Genomic DNA, 21489 nt, shown 5'->3' on the forward strand with positions numbered 1-21489 from the left:
TCACCGCCGACCGGCGATGCCGCCCCCACCGGCCACGGGCTATGTGACGACGGACACTCCGATGGGTCGGGAGGCGGGCCCGTACAGGGTGTCCCGCCGACGCACCGGCCGCCCGATCCCCGTCGCGATCTCCTCGATCTCCTCCGGCGACTTGGCCGACCCGTTCTCGGCGCCGGCCATCCGCGAGATGGTCTCCTCCATCAGCGTGCCGCCGAGATCGTCGGCGCCGGACCGCAACATCGTGCGGGTACCGGCCACGCCGAGCTTCACCCAGCTGGTCTGCACGTGGTCGATCGCGCCGTGCAGCATGATCCGCGCCAACGCGTGCACGGCGACGTTCTCCTCGCGCGTGGGGCCCGGCCGCGAGGCGCCCGCCAGGTACAGCGGCGCGCTCCGGTGCACGAACGGCAGCGGCACGAACTCGGTGAAGCCCCCGGTACGCTCCTGGATCCCGCGCAGCGTCCGCAGGTGTGCCACCCAGTGCGCCGGTGTGTCGACGTGCCCGTACATCATGGTCGAGCTCGACCGCAGCCCCACCTCGTGGGCGGTGGTGACGATCTCGATCCACTCGGCGGCCGGGAGCTTGCCCTTGGTGAGGACCCACCGCACCTCGTCGTCGAGGATCTCCGCGGCCGTGCCGGGAATGGTGTCGAGGCCCGCGGCCCGCAGCTCGGTCAGCCACTCACGTACCCCGGTCCCGGAGCGCGAGGCACCGTTGGAGATCTCCATGGGGCTGAACGCGTGCACGTGCATGGACGGCACCCGCGCCTTGACCGCGCGAACGAGGTCCGCGTAGCCGGAGACCGGCAGGTCCGGGTCGATACCACCCTGCATGCACACCTCGGAGGCGCCGGACACGTACGCCTCGTACGCGCGGTCGGCGACCTCGGACGCGGACAGCGAGAACGCGTCCGCGTCGCCCTTGCGCTGGGCGAACGCGCAGAAGCGGCAGCCGGTGTAGCAGATGTTGGAGAAGTTGATGTTCCGGTTGACCACATAGGTCACCGTCTCCCCCACCACGTCGGCGCGGATCCGGTCGGCCAGGCCGGCGACCGCCGCCAACCCGTCCCCGGTCGCGGTGGCCAGCGCGAGGTATTGGTCGTCGGTGAGACCGGCCGGGTCCGACTCGGCGGCCCGCAGTGCCGCGAGGACCTCCGAGTCCGCGCGCTCCGGGGCCAGCGCGGCCGCCCCGATCTCGGCGGCGCGCGCCCGGATGACGTCCCAGTTGCCGAACGCCTCGCCGATGTCCGAGCGCGTGTCCGTATTGCGGCCCTCGGAGTCGATCGCGGTGTGCAGATCGGTCCGCCCGGACGAGTCCCAGTCGTCGTCGGGCTCCTGCCAGGGCCGTCCCTGCGGGCGGACGACCTCGTCGTCGTCGCCCGGCGCGGCCAACCCACTGGCCGGGTCGGCCAGCGCGCGGACGTGGCCCGCCACCCGCGGGTCGATCCAGGCGTCTCCCCCGCCCACATAGCGCGGATGCGCGGTGAGGCGCTCGCGCAGGTCCCACCCACTCGCGGCGAGGTCCGCGGTGAGCTCGTCCAGGTGCGGCCACGGACGCTCGGGATTGACGTGGTCCGGCGTCAGGGGCGAGATCCCGCCGAGGTCGTCGACCCCCGCGCCGATCAGCGCCAGCACGTCGGCCCGGTCGACCAGGTTGGGCGGTGCCTGCACCGCCACGCGCGGGCCCAGGACCAGGCGCGCCACCGCGATCGCGGCGAGGAACTCGTCCCTGTCTGCGTCGTCTGCGGACCGCATCGCCGTGTCCGGCTTGGCGCGGAAGTTCTGGACGATCACCTCCTGCAGGTGGCCGAACTCGCGGTCCAGCGCGGCGAGGGCCAGCAGACTCTCCGCGCGCTCCGTCCGGTTCTCCCCGATCCCCACCAGGATCCCCGAGGTGAACGGCACCGCCAGCCGGCCGGCGTCGGTGAGCGTGCGCAGCCGCACCGCCGGATCCTTGTCGGGGCTGCCGTAGTGGGCCTCGCCGGGTGTGGTGAACAGGCGGGTCGCGGTGGTCTCGAGCATCATGCCCATCGACGGCGCGACCGGCTTGAGCTTGGACAGCTCCGCCCAGCTCATGACGCCGGGGTTGAGGTGCGGCAGCAGACCGGTCTCCTCGAGGACGCGGATCGCCACGGCCCGCACGTAGTCCAACGTCGACGAGTAGCCGCGCGCATCGAGCCACTCGCGCGCCTCCGGCCACCGCTCCTCGGGGCGGTCCCCCAGCGTGAACAGTGCCTCCTTGCACCCGGCCTCGGCGCCGCGGCGGCACAGGTCCACCACCTCGTCGGGCTCCAGGTACAGGCCCTCGCCCGCGGCGCGCAGCTTGCCCGGCACGGTGACGAACGTGCAGTAGTGGCACCGGTCCCGACACAGTCGGGTCAGCGGGACGAAGACCTTGCGGGAGTACGTGACCACCCCGGGGCGCCCCTCGTCGGCCAGGCGCGCGTCGCGGCGGGCCGCGGCCAGGCCGGTGAGCCGCCCGAGGTCCTCGCCCCGCGCGGCGAGGAGCACCGCGGCCTCGGTGGCGTCCAGAGTCAGTCCGTCGGAGGCGCGGCGCAGGGCGCGCCTCATGGCCGACGTCGTGGGCTCGGGATCAGCGGGGGTCGAGGCGGAAATCATATCCGCGATGATGCCCCACCCCGCCCGTTCCGCGCGCGGGCGGTGCCTGTCGGCCGGTCTCACCAGCGCGCGCGGGCCGCCCCACTAGTCTGGTGGCCATGTCCGAACCCGCCCAGGCTCTCCGCGCCAACGGTGACCCACTGGTCGCCAGCCCGCCCTCCGTGACAGGGGGCGCGCACGCACTGCGCGAGCCAGCGCGTCTGCCCGACGCCCCCGTGGAGGTGGACACCGGCGACGAGTTGCTGACCTCCAACCGGATTCTCATCTCGGCGCCCCGCCACCGGATCGAGAAACGCACCCCGTTCCTGTTCATCATCGAGGGCATCTGGTCGTGGGCGATCCTGGCCGGCCTGCAGGTCGCCTGGTATTTCTGGGGCGAGAACGTGATGGGGTTCTGGAACTGGGTGGCGCTGGCGGCCACCATCCCGTTCGCGTTCATGGCCATCGTTGTGGCGCCGTGGTGGCGCTACGTCGTGGCGCGCTGGGACGTCTCGGACACCGCGGTGTGTTCGCGTAAGGGCTGGTGGACCACGCAGTTCCGGATCGCTCCGCTGGTGCGCCTGCAGACGGTGTACACCACGCGCACCCTGTTCGAGCGGTGGTTCGGGTTGGCCACCGTCAACGCCTCGACCGCCTCCGCGCAGGGCACGGTCGAGATCCGCGGACTGGCCGTGGCGGACGCCGAGGCGCTGGCGCAGCACCTCATCGCGATCGCGAACCTGGACACGGAGGACGGGACGTGACCGCACCAGGCGGCGGGGACCCCACCGCCGTCGATGACTTGCCGACGGTGGTCACCCGGGTCGAGGGCGACGACGACGAGGGCTCCCGCCCGGAACCGTCCACGTCCCCCGGAGCCGACGCCGGGTCCGACGCCGCGCCCGCGTCCGGGAGCGAGCCCGTCGCGGAGGCAGTCGACCCGGAAGCGCCGTGGGAGCGCCTGTCGTGGCGGATGCTGCTGGTCGACCCGCTGGGATCGTTGACCCGGCTGGCGCCGCTGTTCCTGATCTCCCTGTGGCTGGGGTCGAACCGCAGCAACTACTGGTTCGAGTTCATCATCATCTCGCTCGTCGTCCTGGCGGGCGTGCTGCGCTGGCTGTCGACGAGCTACCAGGTCGGCCGGACCCACATCATCCTCAGGAAGGGCTTCTTCAGCCGCCAGGTGGTGACGGTGGCCCGCAACCGGATCCGCAGTGTGGACACCGAATCGGACCTGTTCCACCGGGTCATGCGGGTATCGATCGTGGAGGTCGGCACAGGGCGGTCCGACGCCGGGAAGTCCGGTGCCGAACGATTCCGGCTCAACGCGATCGACACCGCGCACGTCGAGCCGCTGCGCGACGAGCTCCTCAAGCATCGTCGTGCGCTCGACCCGTCGCTCGGCATCGAGGACGAGGAGCAGTGGGGCTCCAAGTATGGCGAGGACATCGCCCGCTGGCGGGTCACCTGGTCCCGGTTCGCCCCGTTCTCGTTCATCGGGTTCGGTGTCCTGATGTCGCTGTGGTTGATCACGTGGCAGATGGGCGACATGCACCAGCGCATCATGGACCTGGCCGTGGTCGAGGGGACCATCGCCTGGCTCGATTCGCTCGGTGAGCCGTTCGCCATGGTGGGCAAGGGCATCGCGATCTGGTTGGTCGCCAGCGTCCTGGCGATCATCACCTACGCGATCCGGTACGGCAAATACGCCCTCACCGAGCGCGGGTCCGTGCTCTATGTGCAGAACGGCATCCTACGTCGCAAGCACCAGGCGCTCGACAAGGCGCGGTTGCGCGGCGTCGAGGTCCGGGCGCCGATCTACCTGCGGATGATCGGCGGCGGCCGACTCGAGCCGATCATGACCGGCACCAAGTCGGGTGGCAAGGCGTCGACGCTGCTGCCCCAGGCGCCGATGAAGGACGTCCGGCGCGTGGCCACGCGCATCCTCGGCGACGAGACTCCGGTGACCGTGCGGCTGCGCCGGCACCCGTGGAAGGCGGCCCGCCGACGCATCACCCGCGGGCTCATGCCGTTCTGGGTGGTCGCGGCCCTGCTCATCCTCATCCGCATCGATTCGGGGCCGTCCGCGGATGTGTGGGTGCGATGGGGCATCCCCGCGGCCTTCGTCCTGTTCATCCTGCTGTCGATCGACCGGATCCGCATGCTAGGGCACGCCCTGTTGTCAGACACACTGGTGTCCTCGCACGGGTCGTGGGGCGCCAAGCGCACGGTCCTCGAATCCGACGGCATCATCGCCTGGACCGTCAGCCAGTCGGTGTTCCAGCGCACGGCGAGGGTCGCGACGGTCACCGCGGCCACCCCGGCGGGGGCCGGGGGCTACTCCGTCATGGACATGGATGCCGACGAGGTCTGGGCGCTCGCCGAGGCGCTGACCCCCGGGATCACGGACGTGTGGCAGTACGAGGGCGCCCCCGAGGACGCCGGCCGAACCTCACCCTCGATGGGTGTCCGCCGACACTGAGCGGCCGTAGGCGGCCACCCACAGCGGGATGAGCCCACCGAACACCAGCAGGGCGAGGCCTCGCAGACCGAGAGGCACCGGCATGTCGCCGCCGGGACCCATGTCGAGCGCGATCAGCGTGAGGATGAACACCAGGGCCGGAAAGGCCGCGACAGGCTTGCGGTCCGACCACATCGAGGCGACCCGGACCAGCACCAGCGACCAGGCACCGGCGACCAGGACCGTGATGGGGAACGGGACGGGGCCCACGTACAGGGTCAGCCACGCCGCGGCGAGAACGCACCCGGTCACCGCTCCCGCCGCGAGCAGGGCCAGCGCCCCCGCCAGCTCGACGCCTGACGACGCCGCCCGCCCGCCGGTGCCGACCACGGGCGCGGTCACGCGTCCCGCCCCAGCCCGCTGAGCAGGTGGGCGACGCCCGGCGCACACCGGTCGTAGTTCTCCCCGCGCTCGTCGAGATCGTGGCCGATGTACCACTCGGCCTGTGCCACGGGCTGCAGTACGCCGTTGGTCAGTGCCAGGAACCAGGGGTCGCCGTCCACGGTCGGCACCAACTCGAGCTGGGTGGCGTGCCCGGTGAGCGCCTCGAGCTTGGCCGCATATGCGCTCTCGTCCAGCGGCACCCGGTGGGTGAGCCGGGAGTCGGCGACGGACGGCAGTTCGTCGGCGTGGGCGTGCCGTAGGTGTGCCGGGGGGTCCGGATGTTCCCGCGAGACGTCGGACCGCGCGGTGACGGTCCAGGCGAGCCGGGTCGGCCGGTGCGTCGCTTCGGCGACCGCCGCGTGGACGACCTCGTGCGCACGGATGTGGTCGGGATGCCCGTAGCCACCGCGCGGGTCGTAGGTCACGACGAGGTGCGGTCGGAACTCATCGATCACGGCGACCAGGGCGGCCACCGCCTCCGCCCCGGATCCGACGAACGCGCGCGGATGCTCGGCCGCGGGGGTCCCGGCCATTCCGGAATCACGCCACCGGCCGGCCTCTCCCAGGAACCGGGGCCGGCCCACGCCCAGCGCCCGCAGCGCGGTCGCCAGTTCGCTGATGCGGTACCCGCCCAGTTGGTCGGCGCGGTCGGAGACGAGGCCCGCGAACCTCTCCCCCAGGACCTCGCCCTCCTCGCCGAGGGTGCACGTCATCACGCAGACCTCGGCGCCGGCGGCCACGAGGGCCGCGATGGTGCCGCCGGTGGTGATCGCCTCGTCGTCGGGATGCGCATGGACGAACAGTGCGCGGATCCCCGCTGCCGGCGGGGTCGTGGCCGTCGGAGTCATCCGGTCCTCCTCCAGGTGGGTGCGGTATCGAAGACGTCGGTGACCGTCAGGGGCACCCGCGCCCCGGCGGCGTCGTCCGGGGATGATCCGGCGGACGACCGACCGGACAGCTCGACCCCATCATCAGCCAGAAGCATCGTCGGCCGCACGAGCGGAACGCGGACGGCCTGCTCCGCGACCAGATCCCCGGCCTCCACGAGGTCGACCCCGTCGCCCGGGCCGACCCCGAGCGCACCGTCGATACGGGGATCACACAGGCCGGCGGTGTCCGAGGCGCGCGCCGGGGCATCGACTCCGAGCGTGCGCGCCGGCGTCGTGGGTGTGGTCGTCGTCCCCGCCTCCTCCGTCCCGGTGGCCTCGCTGTCCGGGGCCCGGCCCGGGCGCGCAGGGGTCATCGTGGTCGAGGTGGGCGGCACCAGGCTCGACACCGTGGTACGGGGCCGCGAGGGCGAAGAATCCGTCTGGGTCGCGGCCCCGGCCGCGACCGCCTGGTGCCCTGCCGCGCAGGCGAAGCGCGATACGGCGGCCACCTCGGCATCACCCTCCACGGGTTGCCAGCCCACCACCGCATCGACGAGGCCGTGCGGCAGGACGTCCGCGTAGAGCTCGCTGGGCTCGAGCTCCCACACGTGTGCCCCTACCCCGGTTCCGCGGAGCTGGTCGGCCAGCGTGTACGCGGCGGTACGTGCCCGGTCATCCGCGGCCTCGACACCGAGCGTCACGGTCAGCGGCGTGCCGGCGAGCTGCCACCGGCCCCCGTCCCGGACGTATCCGGCGGCGGTGAGTTCCGACTCGGTGACCGTGTCGTCCGAGGTCGCGGTGGTCGCGGCGTCGGCCGGGAACGGGAACGACGTGATCTGCGGGGATGGCTCACCCGTGACGATCCGGCCCACCACCTCGGGGTCGATCGCCGCCGCCAGTGCGCGGCGGACCCCGGGGTTCGAGACCGTCGGCGCGACGGTGTTGAACGCGAGCTCGAGCTGCGCCGAGGCCGTGACCGTCGTGTCGGTGACGCCCGGAATCGTCGCGGACACGTCGGCGACGACCGGTGCGTCGGCCACCATGGCCATGACCCCGGGGCCGTCCCGCAGGGCCGCCCCCAGCTGACCGGGACCGCTCTCCCGTCGGACGACGATCTGGCCGGTCTCCGGCGCCCGCGCCCAGAAGCGGTCGTTACGGACGAACTCGATCTCCCCCCGGCCGAGGTCGGCGGCGCGGATCATGTACGGGCCCGCGCTCATGACCGGCAGCCCCGCCATCGCCCCCTGGAACCCGTCGGGGGCGTCTTTGAGGATGTGCCCGGGCAGGAGGTCGGCGAACAGGGTCCGCCAGTGCTCGGGCGGCGACTCGAAGAGCACGTCCACGACCTTGCCGCCGGCGCCGGCGCGGACCGCCACGATCCGCTCGTAACCGGCCGGGTCGACGACCCCGGGCTGGGTGACCATCTGGCGCCACAGGTACTCGAAGTCCTCGGCCGCCACGGGCACGCCGTCGGACCACTGGGCCTTGGGATCGATCGTGTAGCGGATCGTGGCCGGCGCCTCGGGCAGGGGCGCCGCCGAGACCAACAGGTCACGGTTGAGAACCGGCTCCCCGTCCGGCCCGGGGACGAACGCGCTGGGCAGCAGGAGGGCCGCGACGAGGTCGGTGTCGACGCCCTGGTCGGCGAGGAGGTGCGGGTTGAAGCCGCTCTCGACACGGTCCAGGGCGAGGAGGAGTCCGCCGGCGGTGAGACTGACGTCCGTACCGGAGCCGGAGCCCTCCTCGCCGCCGACGACCGTGGGTGGCGGCGGGTCGGCCACGCACCCGGTGACGACGACGAGGGCCGCCGCCGCGGCCAGTGCCACCGCGGCCCGGCGGCGCCCTGACGCCCCCCTCGTGGTCACGTGTGCCCCCTCGGTGCGCCGACTACTTGTCGCGCGCCTTGGAGCGGCTGCGGGCCTTGGCACGCTCGGTGGCGGTGAGCAGGACCTTGCGCACGCGGATCGCCTCGGGGGCCACCTCGACGCACTCGTCGCCCGCGCAGAACTCCATGGCCTCCTCGAGGCTGAGGTTGCGGTGCTTGGAGAGGGTCTCCGTGGCGTCGGAGCTCGCCGCACGCATATTGGTGAGCTTCTTCTCCTTGGTGATGTTGACGTCCATGTCCTCGGACCGCGGGTTCTCGCCCACGACGACGCCCTCGTAGACCTCGGCGCCCGGCTCGATGAAGAAGTCGCCGCGGTCGGCCAGACCCAGCAATGCGAAGGTGGTGGCCTTGCCCGAGCGGTCCGCGACCAGCGAGCCGGTGTGGCGGGCGCGGATCTCGCCGGCCCACGGCTCGTACCCGGCGGAGACCGAGTTGGCGATGCCCGAGCCCCGGGTCTCGGTCATGAAGATGGTGCGGAACCCGATGAGGCCTCGGGCGGGGACGGTGAACTCCATACGGACCCAGCCGCTGCCGTGGTTGCTCATCTGCTCCATGCGACCCTTGCGGGCGGCCATGAGCTGGGTGACCGCGCCGAGGTGCTCCTCGGGCACGTCGATCGTCATGTGCTCGAACGGCTCGTGCAGCTTGCCGTCGATCGTCCTGGTGACGACCTGCGGCTTGCCGACGGTGAGCTCGAAGCCCTCACGACGCATGGTCTCGACGAGCACGGACAGTGCCATCTCGCCACGCCCCTGGACCTCCCAGTCGTCGGGACGCTCGGTGTCGAGCACCTTGAGCGAGACGTTGCCGACCAGTTCCTGATCCAGGCGGGCCTTGACCATCCGGGCGGTCAGCTTGTTGCCGCCGTTCCGGCCGGCCATGGGCGAGGTGTTGACGCCGATCGTCATGGAGATCGCGGGCTCGTCGACCGTGATGGCGGGCAGCGCGACCGGGTTGTCCGGGTCGGCGAGCGTGTCGCCGATCATGATCTCGCTGATGCCGGCCACGGCCACGATGTCGCCGGCCACGGCCTCGTCCGTCGGGACCCGCTCCACGCCGTCGGTCTTGAGCAGCTCGGAGATCTTGACCGTCTTGGTCTCCTGCTCACCGTCCGGCGTGTTGTGGATCCATGCCACCTGCTGCCCCTTGCGGAGACGGCCGTTGTGGATACGGACCAGGCCGATGCGGCCGAGGAAGTTGGAGGCGTCCAGGTTGGTGACGTGGGCCTGGAGCGGGGCCTCGACGTCGCCCTTCGGGGCCGGGATGACGTCGTAGAGGAGCTCGAAGAGACCGTCCAGGTTCTCGCCGTCCGGCTCCTGGCCGTTCGCCGGCTGGGTGGTCGACGCCTTGCCGGCACGACCGGAGGCGAACACCACGGGCAGCTCGAGCGCGTGCTCGGCCGCGGCCTGGGCGGCCGGGTCCTCGAGATCAGCGGCCAGGTCCAGCAGCAGGTCCTGTGCCTCCTCGACGACCTCGTCGATACGCGCGTCCGGGCGGTCGGTCTTGTTGACCACGATGATCACGGGCAGCGACGCGCCGAGCGCCTTCCGGAGCACGAACCGGGTCTGCGGCAGCGGCCCCTCGGACGAGTCGATGAGCAGCACCACGCCGTCGACCATCGACAGTCCACGCTCGACCTCGCCACCGAAGTCGGCGTGACCGGGGGTGTCGATGATGTTGAGGACGAGATCCCCGCCACCGGCGCCCGCACCCGGCCGACGCACGGCGGTGTTCTTGGCGAGAATGGTGATGCCCTTCTCGCGCTCGAGGTCGCCGGAGTCCATGACGCGGTCCACCAGCTCCGCCCGCTCGTCGAACGCCCCCGACTGACGCAGCAGTGCGTCGACGAGAGTCGTCTTGCCGTGGTCGACGTGCGCCACGATGGCGACGTTACGGAACTCGGTCAGGGCCATACGCTGGGTTCTCCCTCAGGGGCGTTCGGCGCCGGGTCGGCTGTACACCGCCGGGCGCATGACGGGAATCGGCGGATTCGCTCCGCAAGATCCACAGGCGCGTCCGGACAGGCCGCGCGTGCGGACCCACATTACCCGCTGCATGCCCCCGTGTTATATCCGCCGAGGCCCGGCCACGTCGCGCCGGTCGTCTCCGTGCGCACGTCAGCGGCACCCGGAGGACCCGCCGCATGGTCTGACTGTTATTTACAACACACGCCCCATCTGCAACACTGGCCCCAGACCGAGCACGTCACCACCTCCCCGGTGTCCACATCAGGGGGCATTGTGAGAACATCGAGCGGTCGACTGGTCGTCTCCGCCGACCGGTCCGCCCGCCTCATCCGAAGAATGGACTCGCCAGTGATCCGCCACTCGCTCAGGACCTCGTTCCGGACCCTCGGCATCGGCGCCGTCGCCGCCATGGCCATGGGCCTGGCCGCACCCGCCGCCGCCAGCGCACAGTCGCTCGACGAACTGGGGCGCCCGACCGAGCCCGTCCTGCAGGCCATGGAGGGCCTGGCCGAGCAGCAGTGGATCCCCGAGGACACCCGCGGCACGATCCTGCGTCTCGTCGGGTTCTTCCGCGGCACCGGCGAGCCCGGCACCCCGCTCCCGGAGAACGGCCCGGTCATCGCGCAGTTCGCCTATCCGACCATCATGCAGAACTGCATCGGTGGCGAGCAGACCGCCGTGGGGGCCGCGACCGCCATCCCCGGCCCGGCCGACCTCCCGCTCCCGGGTGTCCCGCAGAGCCAGCTGGGCTTCGTGTTCACCGCGCTGGGCACCGAGGGTGTGGCCGAGCACCAGGTGCAGCCCATGACCGTGGACTGGGTCAACATCCACAACGGCCGTCACGGTTCGACCGTCCTGACCTACAACGGCATCAACGAGGGCGGCCCCGCCACGCTCAACGGCGTCGCGGACACCGGCCCCGGCCACGTGCTGATGGTCCTTCAGGGTGGTGTCACCACCAAGCTCGAGGGCGGTGGAGACGTGAACTGCGTGCCGTTCCCGACCGTGGGATCCGCGTTCGTCGGCTGAGACCGGATCGTCGCCGCCCCGGTCGAGGGCCGGTCCCGTTGCGCTGATGAGCACTGACACCCCGGACACACAGGAGTTCCGTGCCGCGCTGAGCAAGGCCCGCCGCGCCCTCTCGGGCGGCGGGCCTCTCGTCGTTCTCAGCGGCGCCGGTATGAGCGCCGAGAGCGGAGTACCCACTTTCCGCGACGCCCAGACCGGGTTGTGGGAGCGCTATGACCCCACCGAACTGGCGACGCCCGAGGCCTGGCTACACGACCGGGACAGGGTGTGGGCCTGGTACCGCTGGCGCGAACATCTCGTGTCCACTGCCCCACCCAATGCCGGCCATATCGCCGTCGCCCGGGCCGAGAGGCACCGCCAGGTCGTGGTGGTCACCCAGAACGTCGACGATCTACACGAGCGCGCCGGCTCGACGGTGGTCCACCACATCCACGGCAGCCTGTTCGCGCACCGCTGCGACACCTGCGGGGAACCGATGGACCCCGGCCCGCCGTCGGCGGCGCCGGTGGATCACCTCGAACCGCCCCGCTGCCCCCGTGGCGACGGGCGGGCCAGGCCCGGTGTGGTGTGGTTCGGTGAGATGCTGCCGTCGGCCGCGTGGGAGGCTTCGGTGTCCGCCGTCACCGGGGCCTCGGCTGTCGTCGTCGTCGGCACGTCGGGCCTCGTCCATCCCGCCGCGTCACTGCCCGCGCTCGCCGCGGAGACAGGCATACCCGTCATCGAGGTCAATCCCGGCCCCTCCGGCCTGGGCCGCGAGGTGGACGTCCACCTCCGCGCGCCCGCGGGGCGGGTGCTCCCCGATCTGCTGTCCGACTGACAGCGGCCCGTGCTGCACTCCCCCATCGCGGCGCTCTTCCGAACGTGGCGGCCCCGCGGATCGTCGTTCCGACCTCCGCAGCCCGGCCGGCCGTCTAGCGTTCTGTTATCAGCGACGTCGCGGTGACAGCGCTGCCCGGCAGTGGCCCGGGACTTCCAGGAGGAGGAATCCGACGCATGTCCGACCCAACACCACCGTCCACTCCCGCGATCGTGGCCGCCGAACTCATCGGCACGTTCTGGCTCGTCCTCGGAGGGTGCGGCACCGCGGTCTTCGCCGCCATCCAGGTCGCCGACGGCGAGGCCGGTGCGCTCGTCCCCGTGGGGGTCGGCTACCTCGGCGTCGCACTGGCCTTCGGCCTCACCGTCCTGACCGGCGCCTACGCCGTCGCCCACATCTCGGGTGCCCACTTCAATCCCGCCGTCAGCGTCGGCGCCGCGATGTCCGGACGTCTGCCCTGGTCGCGACTTCCGCTCTACATCGTGAGCCAGGTGGTGGGCGGACTGCTCGGAGGCACGCTGATCTTCGTGGTCGCCAGCGGCAAGGCCGGTTTCGAGGCCACCGGCGGGATGGCGGCCAACGGCTACGGCGCCCATTCCCCCGACGGGTACAGCCTGCTCTCCGCGCTGATCATCGAGATCGTTCTCACAGCCCTGTTCGTATGGGTGATACTCGGCGCAACAGACCGTCGTGCTCCCGTCGGGTTCGCGCCGGCCGCCATCGGCCTGACCCTCACCCTCATCCACCTCATCTCTATCCCGATCACCAACACCTCCGTCAACCCGGCCCGTTCCACTGCCGTGGCGTTCTTCAACGGGGACGGGGCCCCCGGACAGCTCTGGCTGTTCTGGCTGGCACCCATCGTGGGCGCGCTCATCGCAGGCGCGCTGTACGAGCCACTGTTCGGCGGCCGGTCGCGCCGGGCCGTACCGGCCTGACACAGGCCTGGAGCGGGTCGGCCGCCTCCTCCGACGAGACGACCGACCAGCCTGCGGCCTCCTAGCGGCGAGGTGCGTCCGGATCGATACGGCCGGGCGCATCATCGAGCGGACCCGGGGCCCGGCGGCCGTCCGGGCCGGCGCCCGGTCCACTGATCCCCGCGCCCGCGCCCGAATCCAGCGGATCGTCGGCGCCGTCGGTCCGTACGCGGTGGCGCCCCTGGTCGTGGCCCGGGCCGGCGCCCCGATCGCGGAGTCGGTCACCGAGCCGGGCTTCGTCGTCAGCCCGGTGGCGGGGATCGAGCTTCTCCGCGGTGCGCTCCATCCTCCGCACGTCGCTCTTCTGCTCGTCGAGGGCCCCACGGCGGTGGTCGGCCTCGGCGCGAAGCATGTCCGCCTCCGCGGACTTGGCCCTGGCCTCCTGCTCGGCGGCGCCTGCCCGGTGCTCCTGCTCGCGAGCGGCGGCCTCCTGATGATCCAGCCTCTTCTCGCGTTGACGAGCGTCGCGACGAAGTTCCGACGCCTCCGTCAGCTTCTTCCGATTGTTGTTCCGGGCGGCCAGAGCGATGAGCGCGATGACGATGACGATGATCAACGCGATCACCGCGATAACTATCCAGATCACGGGATCCATGGCGGTCTCCTTTTCCGGGTCACTGTTCGTGCAGGGTCTTCAGTGCCTCCGGAACCTAATCCCGACCGCCGCGGGGCGCTACCGGACTACCGACGGCCGGTGCCCGTCAACGCCCGGCTCAGATGAGAGCCCGGCGGGTCAGACCTGCGTCCCGCGCCTCCCGGCTCAGCCGATCGCGGTGGTCGGGATGCGCGACGGCGATGAGGGCGGCGGCCCGGTCCGCCACCGATCTGCCCCGCAGCGAGGCGATGCCGTACTCGGTGACCACGTTCTCGATAATGTTCTTGTGCGTGGTCACCGGGCTGCCCGGCGTGAGCGACAGGGTGATGCGGCTGACCCCCTTGGAGGTCTGGGACGGCGTGACGATGAACCCGCGACCGCCGGGAGAGAACCGGCAACCGCGGGCGAAGTCGGCCTGACCCCCGGCGCCCGACCAGTAGTGTCCCGCGATCGTCTCCGACGCCGCCTGCCCGTACAGATCGACCTCGCTGGTGGCGTTCACGGAGTACAGATTGCGCTCCTGCCCGATGACCCGGGGGTCGTTGACGACGTCCACCGGCAGCATCGCGACGGACGGGTTGTCGTGCAGCCAGCTCATGAGCCGCCCGGATCCGACGGCGAACGTCGTCACATGCTTGAACGGGTGCCCGGTCTTGCGGGACCCGTCGATCACCCCGGCCTCGACGAGGTCCATCACCCCGTCGGACAGCGCCTCGGTGTGGATGCCGAGGTTCTTGTGTCCGGTCAGCTTCGACAGGAACGCGTTGGGCAGCTTGCCCACCCCGAGCTGGAGACACGCGCCGTCGGGGACCTGCTCGGCGATGAGGGCGGCGATCGTGTCGTCGACCTCGCCCGGGGTCGGCGGCTCGACGGTGATCATCGGTGCGTCGTTACGCGTCACCCCCACGACCTGCGAGAGGTGAATGTGATTGCGGCCGAACGTGCGGGGCATGTTGGCGTTGACCTCGACGAAGAACGGCACCTGACCGATGAACGACGCGACGTAGTCGGCGTTGGTTCCCATCGAGAAGTAGCCGTGCTCGTCGATCTCCGACACCGTGGTGATCGCCAGCCCCGGCGGCGAGAACTCCCGCATCGTCGCGGGAACCTGGGCGAAGTCGACCGGCACGAGGTCGCAGTGACCGTCATGGAAGTTCTTCCGCGACCCGGGCCCCAGGAAGTAGTCGACGTGCCGGAGCCGCCCCGGGTACGCACCCTCCATGAAGGGCAGGGACTCCCACGGGTCCATGTGATGGATCGTCACGTCCTCCAGCCGGTCGGCCCCGTCGTCCAGGGCGCGCAACAGGGCGGGCGGTGCGCCGTTCTGGATCGGCGAGATGATGTGCATCCCCGCCGCGACGTGATCGAGGATCGCCTCGGGGGGCAGTTCTTCGTACTCGGCATTCCTCATCGGGAGTCTGCTCTCGGTCAGGCGGATCGACGGGCGGTGACTCAGCTCAGGGCCGGGATGACCTCCCGTTCGAACAGCTCGAGTCCCGAGGTATCGGTGGCGATCTCCGGGAAGTAGAAGATCCCGTACTCCATCCCCTGCGCCCTGAGCCCGGCCAGATTCTCGATGATCTGCTCGGGGGTACCCACTGCCGGCAATCCCTGATAGGCGCCCAGTTGCCGGTCGGCCTCCTCGACACCGACGTGGCGGGCCATCCGATCGTGGATGAACGCGAGCCGGTCGGCGACCTCCCGCTCGGTCTCGCCGATCGCCACGTTGTAGTTCGCGGTGCGGGTGATCTCCGCCGGATCTCGACCGATGTCGGCGCAGTGGCCCCGCAGCACCTCGGACTTGTGGGCGAACCCGTCCGGGGTGCCGTCGAAATTCGTGTAGTCCGCGTGACGGGCCGCGATCCGCAGGGTCTTCCGCTCCCCGCCACCGGCGATCCACAGGGGGATGCCGCCCTCCTGCAGGGGTCGGGGCTGCACGATGGCACCGTCCACCCGGTAGTGGTCGCCGTGCAGGGAGGCGACACCGTCCGACCACGCGTCGAGCATGATCCGGACACCCTCGTCGAGCATGGCCAGCCGCTCGCCGCCGGACGGGAACCCGAAGCCGTAGGCCCGCCATTCGTGCTCGTACCACCCGGCGCCGACCCCCATCTCGACGCGGCCGCCCGAGATCACGTCGACGGTCGCCGCGATCTTCGCCAGCATCGCCGGGTTCCGGTACCCGATACAGGTGCACATCTGCCCCAGGCGGACGCGGGAGGTCACCGCCCCGAGCGCCGACATCAGGCTCCACGCCTCGTGCGTCGCCTCGGTCCGGGTCAGCGGGGAGGTGTGCATGTGGTCATAGACCCACACGGACTCCCACGGGCCCGAGTCGGCCCGCGCGGCGAGCTCCGAGATAGCGGGCCAGTGCCCGGCGGGCGGGACGTCCACCAGGTCGAGCCGCCAGCCCTGGGGAAGAAACAGTCCGAATCGCATGGCCGCGAGCCTAGCGCCGCGCGGTCCTTTCCGCCCCGAAGTCACCTCACGTTCAGCTGCCCGGGTGCCCGGGGCGGTCGCCCCCACGGTTCAGGTGCGTGGGTCCTCGTCGTCGGGTGGGTCCATCTCGCCCGCACGCACGGTGAACCCACTCGGACGCGGACCGTCCTGGGCGTGCCACAGCAGCGCGACCTGCACTGTCGCCTCGTCCGCATCGGCCTGGTGCTCACCGATCCGGGCGTCGACCGGGACCTCGACCCCGGAATCGACCACCGCGGTCTCCACCCGGGCACCGGCCCGCACCACGGCCCCGGGCAGGATGACGCTGTCGCGGACCACCGCGCCGTGCTCGACGACCGCCCCGGGTCCGATCACGGAGTGCTCCACCGTGCCGCGGATCACCGCTCCGCGCCCCAGGAGCGATCGGGTGACCTCCGCCTGTGGCCCCGTCCTGGCCGGCCCGCTGAACGACGACGCCGTCCGCAGCGGCCATCCCGGAACGTCGAGCTCATGGACAGGCGGCTCCCCCAACAGGTCCATGTGGCCGGCCCAGTACGACGCGACCGTGCCCACATCGCGCCAGTAACCGTCGTGCCGCCACTGACGCGCATGCCCGGCGGCGACCATCGCCGGCAGCACGTTCTCCCCGAGATCCCCGGGATCGCCGTCCCCGGCGGTGAGAGCCTCCTCATGGGCGGCCTCGAGCCGGGAGATCAGGGCCGCGGTGTTGAAGACGAAGATCTCGGCGCAGACCAGGTCGGAGGACGGGTCCTCGGGTTTGTGACTGTAAGCGGTGACGGCGCCGTCGTCGTCGACCTCCACCACCCCGTACCGACCGGCATCGCGCGGATCCACGCGCGTGGTCACCATCGTGACCTCCGCGAACGACGCCAGGTGATCGCGCACGATCGCGTCGTAGTCCAGGCGGTACACCGCGTCCGCACTGACCACGACGGTCACCTCGGGCGCCGCCCTGCGCAGCGGTTCGACCTGCTTCCACAGCGCGTCGGTCGTACCGGAGTGGAACCCGTCGCGGCCGGTGCCCTGCGACGGATGCAGGACCAGCAGTCCCCCGTCGAGACGGTCCAGATCCCACGGGCGGCCGCTGCGCAGGTGGGCGCCGAGCGACACGGGATGGAACTGCTGGATCACCCAGACGTCCCGGAATCCGGAGTTCGCCGCATTGCTCAGTGCGAAATCCACCAGGTGGTAGCCGGCGCCGAACGGGACGGCGGGCTTGGCGCGGTCCCTGGTGAGCGCACGCAGCCGCGAGCCGGCACCGCCGGCCAGAACGAGCGCGACGACAGAGGACGGGGCCATGGGCTCGGCTCCTCCCGTGGATGGACAGCCCGTGAGATGCGGGTCGGTTGCGTCAGCCTATCGACACACGACCGTCGCGCGCACCCGCTCGCCCGGTCAGGCGCTGACCACGGCCACATCGGGGGCGGCCGCCTCGTCCTCCCCGTCAAAATACAGCGCGACATAGCGGCCCGCGACCTGCGTGACCTGCATATCCATGTCGTACACCTCACCCAGGACGTCGGTTCGCATGATGTCGGCGGGCGCGCCGTCGGCGATGATCCGCCCCTCCTTCATCGCGATGATCCGGTCCGAGTAGGCGGCCGCGATGTTGATGTCGTGGATGACCAGCACGATGGTCTTGCCGCGCTCGGCCGCGGTCCGACGAAGCAGTCGCATGATCGACGTTGCGTGGCGGAGATCCAGATTGTTGAGCGGCTCGTCCAACAACACGTAGTCGGTGTCCTGGGCCAGGACCATCGCGATGTGCGCCCGCTGACGCTGACCGCCCGACAGCTCATCGAGATAGCGGTCGGCGAACTCCTCCAGCTCCATCGCCGACAGCGCGTACTCCACGTGCTCGATGTCGTCAGGGGCGGGGCGCCCGCCGTTGTGCGGAAAGCGGCCGAACCCGACGAGCTCACGCACCGTGAGTCGGATGGCCATCGAGTTCTCCTGGCGCAACACCGCGAGGCGGCGCGCAAGCTCGCGCCCGGCGTTCTTCGAGACGTCCACGCCGTCGACCAGGACGTGGCCTTTGTCCGCGGTCTGCAGGCGACTCATCACGCCGAGCAGGGTCGACTTGCCGGCCCCGTTCGGTCCGATGAGCGAGGTGACCCCACCCTGGGCGAAACACGCCGTCACGTCGTGGAGGACCTGCGTGTCGCCGTACGACGAACAGACCGACTGCGTCTCGATGCCGCAGCCCTGTACCCACTGGCCACCGGAACGGTCGTCGCGGCGTCGGAACGGGAGAAGGGACATGATGTGCCTCACTTTCAGCGAGCGCGGTTGGTCAGGAGCAGGAACAGGAACAGCAATCCACCGACGAACTCGATAATGATGCTCAGCGCGGACTCCACGCCGAGGACGCCGAGTACCAGCTCGCCGCCGGCCAGCGCGATCACGCCCAGCAAGCAGGCCACGGGGAGGGTGAAACGGTGCAGGGTCGTACCCAGCAGGGCGTAGGCCGCGTTCGCCACGATGAGTCCGAAAAACATCACCGGGCCGATCAGTGCCGTCGATGCCGAGACGAGGAACGACACCACAACCAGCACGATGACCGTGACCCGGCGGTGGTTGACGCCCAGCGCAACCGCGGGGTCCCGGCCGAGAAGCATGACGTCGAGGCGACGACCGAGCATCGTCACCACCGCGAGGCCGGCGACGACGATCGCGGCACAGGCGATCAACACATCCACCTGGACGCCGCGGAAGCTGGCGAACATAGCGTCCTGCACCTGCAGGTAGGCGGCCGGATCCAGCAGCCGCTGGAAGAACGACGAGACCGAGCGGAAGAAGACCCCGAACACCACCCCGACGAGAAGCAGCAGGTGGATGTCGGTCCTGCGGCCACCGAGCAGCCAGAGGTACAGCGAGGTCGAGGCGATGACCATGATCGCTGTCTGCGACAGGAAGCCGGACAGTCCGCCGCTGGTGAGGCCGCCGATGATCGCGGCATCGCGCGGCACCATGAAGAACACCAGCAGCGTCTGGATGAGCAGATACAGCGAGTCGAAGCCCATCAATGCCGGGGTGAGGATCCGATTTCCCGTGACGGTCTGGAACAGCACGGTGGACACGCCGACGGCGACCGAGACGAGGACGATCGCCACGGCATGGCGTGACAGTCGGTCGAGCGAGTAGCTCCAGGCCTTGGAGCCGACCGTATCCGGTAGACCGACGAGGACCAGCGCCGTCAGGGACGCGGCCGCCAGCATTGCGCACACGACAACGACGGCCCAGCGTCGACGGCGATCGGACTCCGCCCGTGTACGCACAGGGGCCCGGCCCTCGGGCGGGGCGACGAGAGTTGCGGAGTCAGCCATTGCGCACCCCCTTGAGCATCATCGCCAGGAAGACCGCCCCGCCCAGGACTCCGACGATGGTCCCGACGGGGATCTCGCCCGCACCGGGAGCGCCGTCCGTGAACAGCCCCGGGAGAGACCGGCCGACGATGTCGCAGACGAGAACAGTGACTGCACCGAGCATCGCGACCAGAGGCAGACCGCGCCGGGCGTCGTCACCCACGAGACGGGACACGACGTTCGGGACGACGAGCCCCAGCAGCGGGAGCGCACCGACGGTCACCACGACGACAGCGGCGACCGCGGCGACGATGGCCATCCCCAACGCGACGACCGTACGGTGATTCAGCCCGAGTCCGGTCGAGACGTCTTCGCCGAGGCCGGCAACGGTGAACCGGTCGGCGGCGATGTAGGCGATCACGCCCAGCCCGGCGACGAGCCAGAGCAACTCGTACCGCCCGGCGAGCACGGCGGAGAAGTCGGCCAACATCCAGGAGTTGAGCATCTGCAGCAGGTCACGGGTCATCGCGAGGAACGCCGCGACCGCGCCGATCACCGAGCCGAGCATGATCCCGATCAGCGGCACGACAAACGTGTCCGACGTCGGGACCCGACGGATCGCTGCGAGGAACAGAGCGGTGCCGCCCAGCGCGAAGAGCATCGCGGCGAGCATCTTGACGACGATCGGCGCCCCGGGGGCGAGAATGGCGACCAGCACCAGCCCGAGCCCCGCGGATTCGACGGTGCCGGCCGTCGACGGCTCCACGAATCGATTCCGGGTGAGCAGCTGCATGAGCAGACCTGCGATGGCCAACGAGGCCCCGGCCAGTGCTGCGGCCGCCGTTCGAGGAAGGCGGGCCTCCACCAGGTAGACGGCGTGCGCTTCGGTGAGACCGCCCGTAAGTACGTCCCAGACGGTGATGTTCGCGGCGCCGACGAACACACTCGCGACGAGCGAGATGACGAGCGCGAGGACGCCGAAGGCCGGCCACAGCGAGAATCGCTGTGACCGGCTCTCACGCGCTGTCGTTGTCATGTGGGCGTGTTCTCCGGCCGTCAGGAGACGGCGTTGTCGATCTCGAGGATCATCGAGTTGAGCACGCCCAGGCCACCGCCCACGAGGTACCAGTTCTGGCCGTCGAGGATGTGGACGTTGCCGTTGGTAGCAGCCGCGGTGCGGTTGAAGACGGCGTTGTCGAGCAGCGCGGTGGCGGCCTCGCCCTCCGAGCCGATGGCGGCGTCACGATCGATGACGAAGACGTGGTCGGGGTTCAGCTCGGCGATCTGCTCCCAGCTGAGCGGGGCGCCGTGGCTACCCTCGGTCTCGAGGTTGCCGGCGACGGGCTCCATGCCCAGCTCGTTGTAGATGAGGTCGAAGCGCGAGCCCGGGCCGTATCCGGTGACCTTGCCGCCGGAGGTCATGAGGACCAGCGCGGTGCCGGCGTTCTCGGCCTTGCCACGGGTCGCGGCGACCTGGTCGTCGATCTCGGCGAGTTTGTCGGAGGCGGCGTCCTCCGCGCCGAACAGCCCGGCGATCTCCTCGACCTTGGCGCGGTTGGAGGCAATCGTGTCCGAGGTGTCGGGGTCGCCGGCCACGACCTGGTCGGAGATCTTGGCGAACTCGGGCTCCATCGCAAGGGTGCGGTTCCCGTAGAGGATGAGATCGGGCCCGAGCTCGGCGATGACGTCCATCTTCGGCTCCTTGAGGCTGCCGACATCCGTGAACTCATCGCCTGAGTAGGTCGAGAGCGCATCCGGGAACACGCCGGTCTTGGTCAGACCGATGACGTTGTCCTCAAGATCGAGCTCGTCGAGAGTGTTTGCCGCAGCATGGCTGGTGAGCACGACGCGACTCGGCCCCTCACTCTCGGCGCCGTCGGACTGCGCGTCCGAGGAACCGCAGGCGGTCAGTGCACCGCCGGTCAACGCGAGCGCGGCGGCGGCGGCGACGATCTTGGGGATTAGCTTCATTTCGCTCCAGACATTGGCGGAAGGTTAGGCTCACCTTAACCACATGGCTCGCCGTGGGGCAAAATTCAGGCTTGCCTAACCTGACTACCAGGACGTTTGTGGGGCGGAACA

At 70.5% G+C, this 21489-nt stretch carries 18 protein-coding genes; 5 read left to right on the top strand and 13 right to left on the bottom strand.

The genetic code is table 11. From position 1 onward, the window contains the following. Positions 1 to 39: 39 nt before the first annotated feature. Positions 40 to 2619 (bottom strand): bifunctional FO biosynthesis protein CofGH, encoded by a 2580-nt coding sequence (locus tag ACWIFB_RS04675; protein ID WP_454057484.1) that lies wholly within the window; start codon positions 2617 to 2619, stop codon positions 40 to 42. Between the two features lie 98 nt (positions 2620 to 2717). Between ACWIFB_RS04675 and ACWIFB_RS04680 the strand changes: the two genes are divergently transcribed. Next, complete coding sequence (locus ACWIFB_RS04680) at positions 2718 to 3362, top strand: PH domain-containing protein (protein WP_452100704.1); 645 nt, start codon at positions 2718 to 2720, stop codon at positions 3360 to 3362. After that, positions 3359 to 5080 (top strand): PH domain-containing protein, encoded by a 1722-nt coding sequence (locus ACWIFB_RS04685; RefSeq protein ID WP_454057485.1) that lies wholly within the window; start codon positions 3359 to 3361, stop codon positions 5078 to 5080. The genes ACWIFB_RS04680 and ACWIFB_RS04685 overlap by 4 nt, the downstream gene beginning before the upstream one ends. Here ACWIFB_RS04685 and ACWIFB_RS04690 read toward each other — a convergent pair. From ACWIFB_RS04690 to typA, 4 genes are read right to left on the bottom strand one after another with little or no spacing between them, the layout of a single operon-like run. Beyond that, entirely contained in the window at positions 5051 to 5461 is a 411-nt protein-coding gene (locus ACWIFB_RS04690) for a hypothetical protein (RefSeq protein ID WP_454057486.1), read from the bottom strand. The two genes, ACWIFB_RS04685 and ACWIFB_RS04690, sit on opposite strands and share 30 nt — an antisense overlap. Next, positions 5458 to 6351: an N-acetyl-1-D-myo-inositol-2-amino-2-deoxy-alpha-D-glucopyranoside deacetylase gene (gene mshB / locus ACWIFB_RS04695; RefSeq protein ID WP_452100707.1), complete on the bottom strand. Its 894-nt coding sequence runs from the start codon at positions 6349 to 6351 to the stop codon at positions 5458 to 5460. Before mshB ends, ACWIFB_RS04690 begins: the two co-directional genes overlap by 4 nt. Beyond that, a complete protein-coding gene (locus ACWIFB_RS04700; protein ID WP_454057487.1) occupies positions 6348 to 8237 on the bottom strand; it encodes an ABC transporter substrate-binding protein in 1890 nt (629 codons plus the stop codon). The genes mshB and ACWIFB_RS04700 overlap by 4 nt, the downstream gene beginning before the upstream one ends. Before the next feature lie 22 nt (positions 8238 to 8259). Further along, positions 8260 to 10170: a translational GTPase TypA gene (gene typA, locus ACWIFB_RS04705; protein WP_452100709.1), complete on the bottom strand. Its 1911-nt coding sequence runs from the start codon at positions 10168 to 10170 to the stop codon at positions 8260 to 8262. Between the two features lie 402 nt (positions 10171 to 10572). On the opposite strand from typA, the gene ACWIFB_RS04710 reads away from it, so the two are divergent. From ACWIFB_RS04710 to aqpZ, 3 genes are all read left to right on the top strand, one after another. Further along, entirely contained in the window at positions 10573 to 11253 is a 681-nt protein-coding gene (locus ACWIFB_RS04710; protein ID WP_452100759.1) for an Rv1157c family protein, read from the top strand. Between the two features lie 46 nt (positions 11254 to 11299). Then, on the top strand, positions 11300 to 12070 hold the full coding sequence (locus tag ACWIFB_RS04715) for an SIR2 family NAD-dependent protein deacylase (RefSeq protein WP_454057488.1): 771 nt from the start codon (positions 11300 to 11302) through the stop codon (positions 12068 to 12070). A gap of 176 nt (positions 12071 to 12246) precedes the next feature. Then, complete coding sequence (gene aqpZ, locus ACWIFB_RS04720; RefSeq protein ID WP_452100712.1) at positions 12247 to 13008, top strand: aquaporin Z; 762 nt, start codon at positions 12247 to 12249, stop codon at positions 13006 to 13008. A gap of 61 nt (positions 13009 to 13069) precedes the next feature. Here aqpZ and ACWIFB_RS04725 read toward each other — a convergent pair whose 3' ends face one another. The 8 genes from ACWIFB_RS04725 to ACWIFB_RS04760 form a co-directional block, all read right to left on the bottom strand. Then, on the bottom strand, positions 13070 to 13642 hold the full coding sequence (locus ACWIFB_RS04725; protein WP_454057489.1) for a hypothetical protein: 573 nt from the start codon (positions 13640 to 13642) through the stop codon (positions 13070 to 13072). A 118-nt stretch (positions 13643 to 13760) separates the two neighbouring features. After that, a complete protein-coding gene (locus tag ACWIFB_RS04730; protein WP_452100714.1) occupies positions 13761 to 15053 on the bottom strand; it encodes an acetyl-CoA hydrolase/transferase family protein in 1293 nt (430 codons plus the stop codon). A gap of 41 nt (positions 15054 to 15094) precedes the next feature. Continuing rightward, positions 15095 to 16081 carry an LLM class F420-dependent oxidoreductase gene (locus ACWIFB_RS04735; protein WP_452100716.1) on the bottom strand — a complete coding sequence of 329 codons (987 nt, stop codon included), beginning with the start codon at positions 16079 to 16081 and terminating at the stop codon, positions 15095 to 15097. Positions 16082 to 16171: 90 nt separating this feature from the next. Beyond that, complete coding sequence (locus tag ACWIFB_RS04740) at positions 16172 to 17401, bottom strand: glucose-1-phosphate adenylyltransferase family protein (RefSeq protein ID WP_454057490.1); 1230 nt, start codon at positions 17399 to 17401, stop codon at positions 16172 to 16174. Between the two features lie 96 nt (positions 17402 to 17497). Then, the gene (locus ACWIFB_RS04745; protein WP_452100718.1) at positions 17498 to 18364 is read right to left on the bottom strand and encodes an iron ABC transporter ATP-binding protein; all 867 of its coding nucleotides are present in this window, start codon (positions 18362 to 18364) and stop codon (positions 17498 to 17500) included. 14 nt (positions 18365 to 18378) lie between these two features. Beyond that, positions 18379 to 19428 carry an iron chelate uptake ABC transporter family permease subunit gene (locus ACWIFB_RS04750; RefSeq protein WP_454057491.1) on the bottom strand — a complete coding sequence of 350 codons (1050 nt, stop codon included), beginning with the start codon at positions 19426 to 19428 and terminating at the stop codon, positions 18379 to 18381. Further along, positions 19421 to 20443, bottom strand: coding sequence for an ABC transporter permease (locus tag ACWIFB_RS04755; protein ID WP_452100721.1), 1023 nt, complete (start codon positions 20441 to 20443; stop codon positions 19421 to 19423). Before ACWIFB_RS04755 ends, ACWIFB_RS04750 begins: the two co-directional genes overlap by 8 nt. A gap of 20 nt (positions 20444 to 20463) precedes the next feature. Then, positions 20464 to 21378 carry a siderophore ABC transporter substrate-binding protein gene (locus tag ACWIFB_RS04760; RefSeq protein ID WP_452100722.1) on the bottom strand — a complete coding sequence of 305 codons (915 nt, stop codon included), beginning with the start codon at positions 21376 to 21378 and terminating at the stop codon, positions 20464 to 20466. Positions 21379 to 21489: the final 111 nt, after the last annotated feature.

The sequence above is a fragment of the Dietzia sp. NPDC055340 genome, from assembly GCF_053645335.1.

Excerpts from the sequence above, each read along its gene's own strand:
- ACWIFB_RS04740 (WP_454057490.1), bottom strand. The coding sequence starts at position 17,401 with ATGGCCCCGTCCTCTGTCGTCGCGCTCGTTCTGGCCGGCGGTGCCGGC.
- ACWIFB_RS04760 (WP_452100722.1), bottom strand. The coding sequence starts at position 21,378 with ATGAAGCTAATCCCCAAGATCGTCGCCGCCGCCGCCGCGCTCGCGTTG.
- ACWIFB_RS04715 (WP_454057488.1), top strand. The coding sequence starts at position 11,300 with ATGAGCACTGACACCCCGGACACACAGGAGTTCCGTGCCGCGCTGAGC.
- ACWIFB_RS04735 (WP_452100716.1), bottom strand. The coding sequence starts at position 16,081 with ATGCGATTCGGACTGTTTCTTCCCCAGGGCTGGCGGCTCGACCTGGTG.
- ACWIFB_RS04750 (WP_454057491.1), bottom strand. The coding sequence starts at position 19,428 with ATGGCTGACTCCGCAACTCTCGTCGCCCCGCCCGAGGGCCGGGCCCCT.
- mshB (WP_452100707.1), bottom strand. The coding sequence starts at position 6,351 with ATGACTCCGACGGCCACGACCCCGCCGGCAGCGGGGATCCGCGCACTG.
- typA (WP_452100709.1), bottom strand. The coding sequence starts at position 10,170 with ATGGCCCTGACCGAGTTCCGTAACGTCGCCATCGTGGCGCACGTCGAC.
- aqpZ (WP_452100712.1), top strand. The coding sequence starts at position 12,247 with ATGTCCGACCCAACACCACCGTCCACTCCCGCGATCGTGGCCGCCGAA.
- ACWIFB_RS04730 (WP_452100714.1), bottom strand. The coding sequence starts at position 15,053 with ATGAGGAATGCCGAGTACGAAGAACTGCCCCCCGAGGCGATCCTCGAT.
- ACWIFB_RS04745 (WP_452100718.1), bottom strand. The coding sequence starts at position 18,364 with ATGTCCCTTCTCCCGTTCCGACGCCGCGACGACCGTTCCGGTGGCCAG.
- ACWIFB_RS04675 (WP_454057484.1), bottom strand. The coding sequence starts at position 2,619 with ATGATTTCCGCCTCGACCCCCGCTGATCCCGAGCCCACGACGTCGGCC.
- ACWIFB_RS04755 (WP_452100721.1), bottom strand. The coding sequence starts at position 20,443 with ATGACAACGACAGCGCGTGAGAGCCGGTCACAGCGATTCTCGCTGTGG.
- ACWIFB_RS04680 (WP_452100704.1), top strand. The coding sequence starts at position 2,718 with ATGTCCGAACCCGCCCAGGCTCTCCGCGCCAACGGTGACCCACTGGTC.
- ACWIFB_RS04725 (WP_454057489.1), bottom strand. The coding sequence starts at position 13,642 with ATGGATCCCGTGATCTGGATAGTTATCGCGGTGATCGCGTTGATCATC.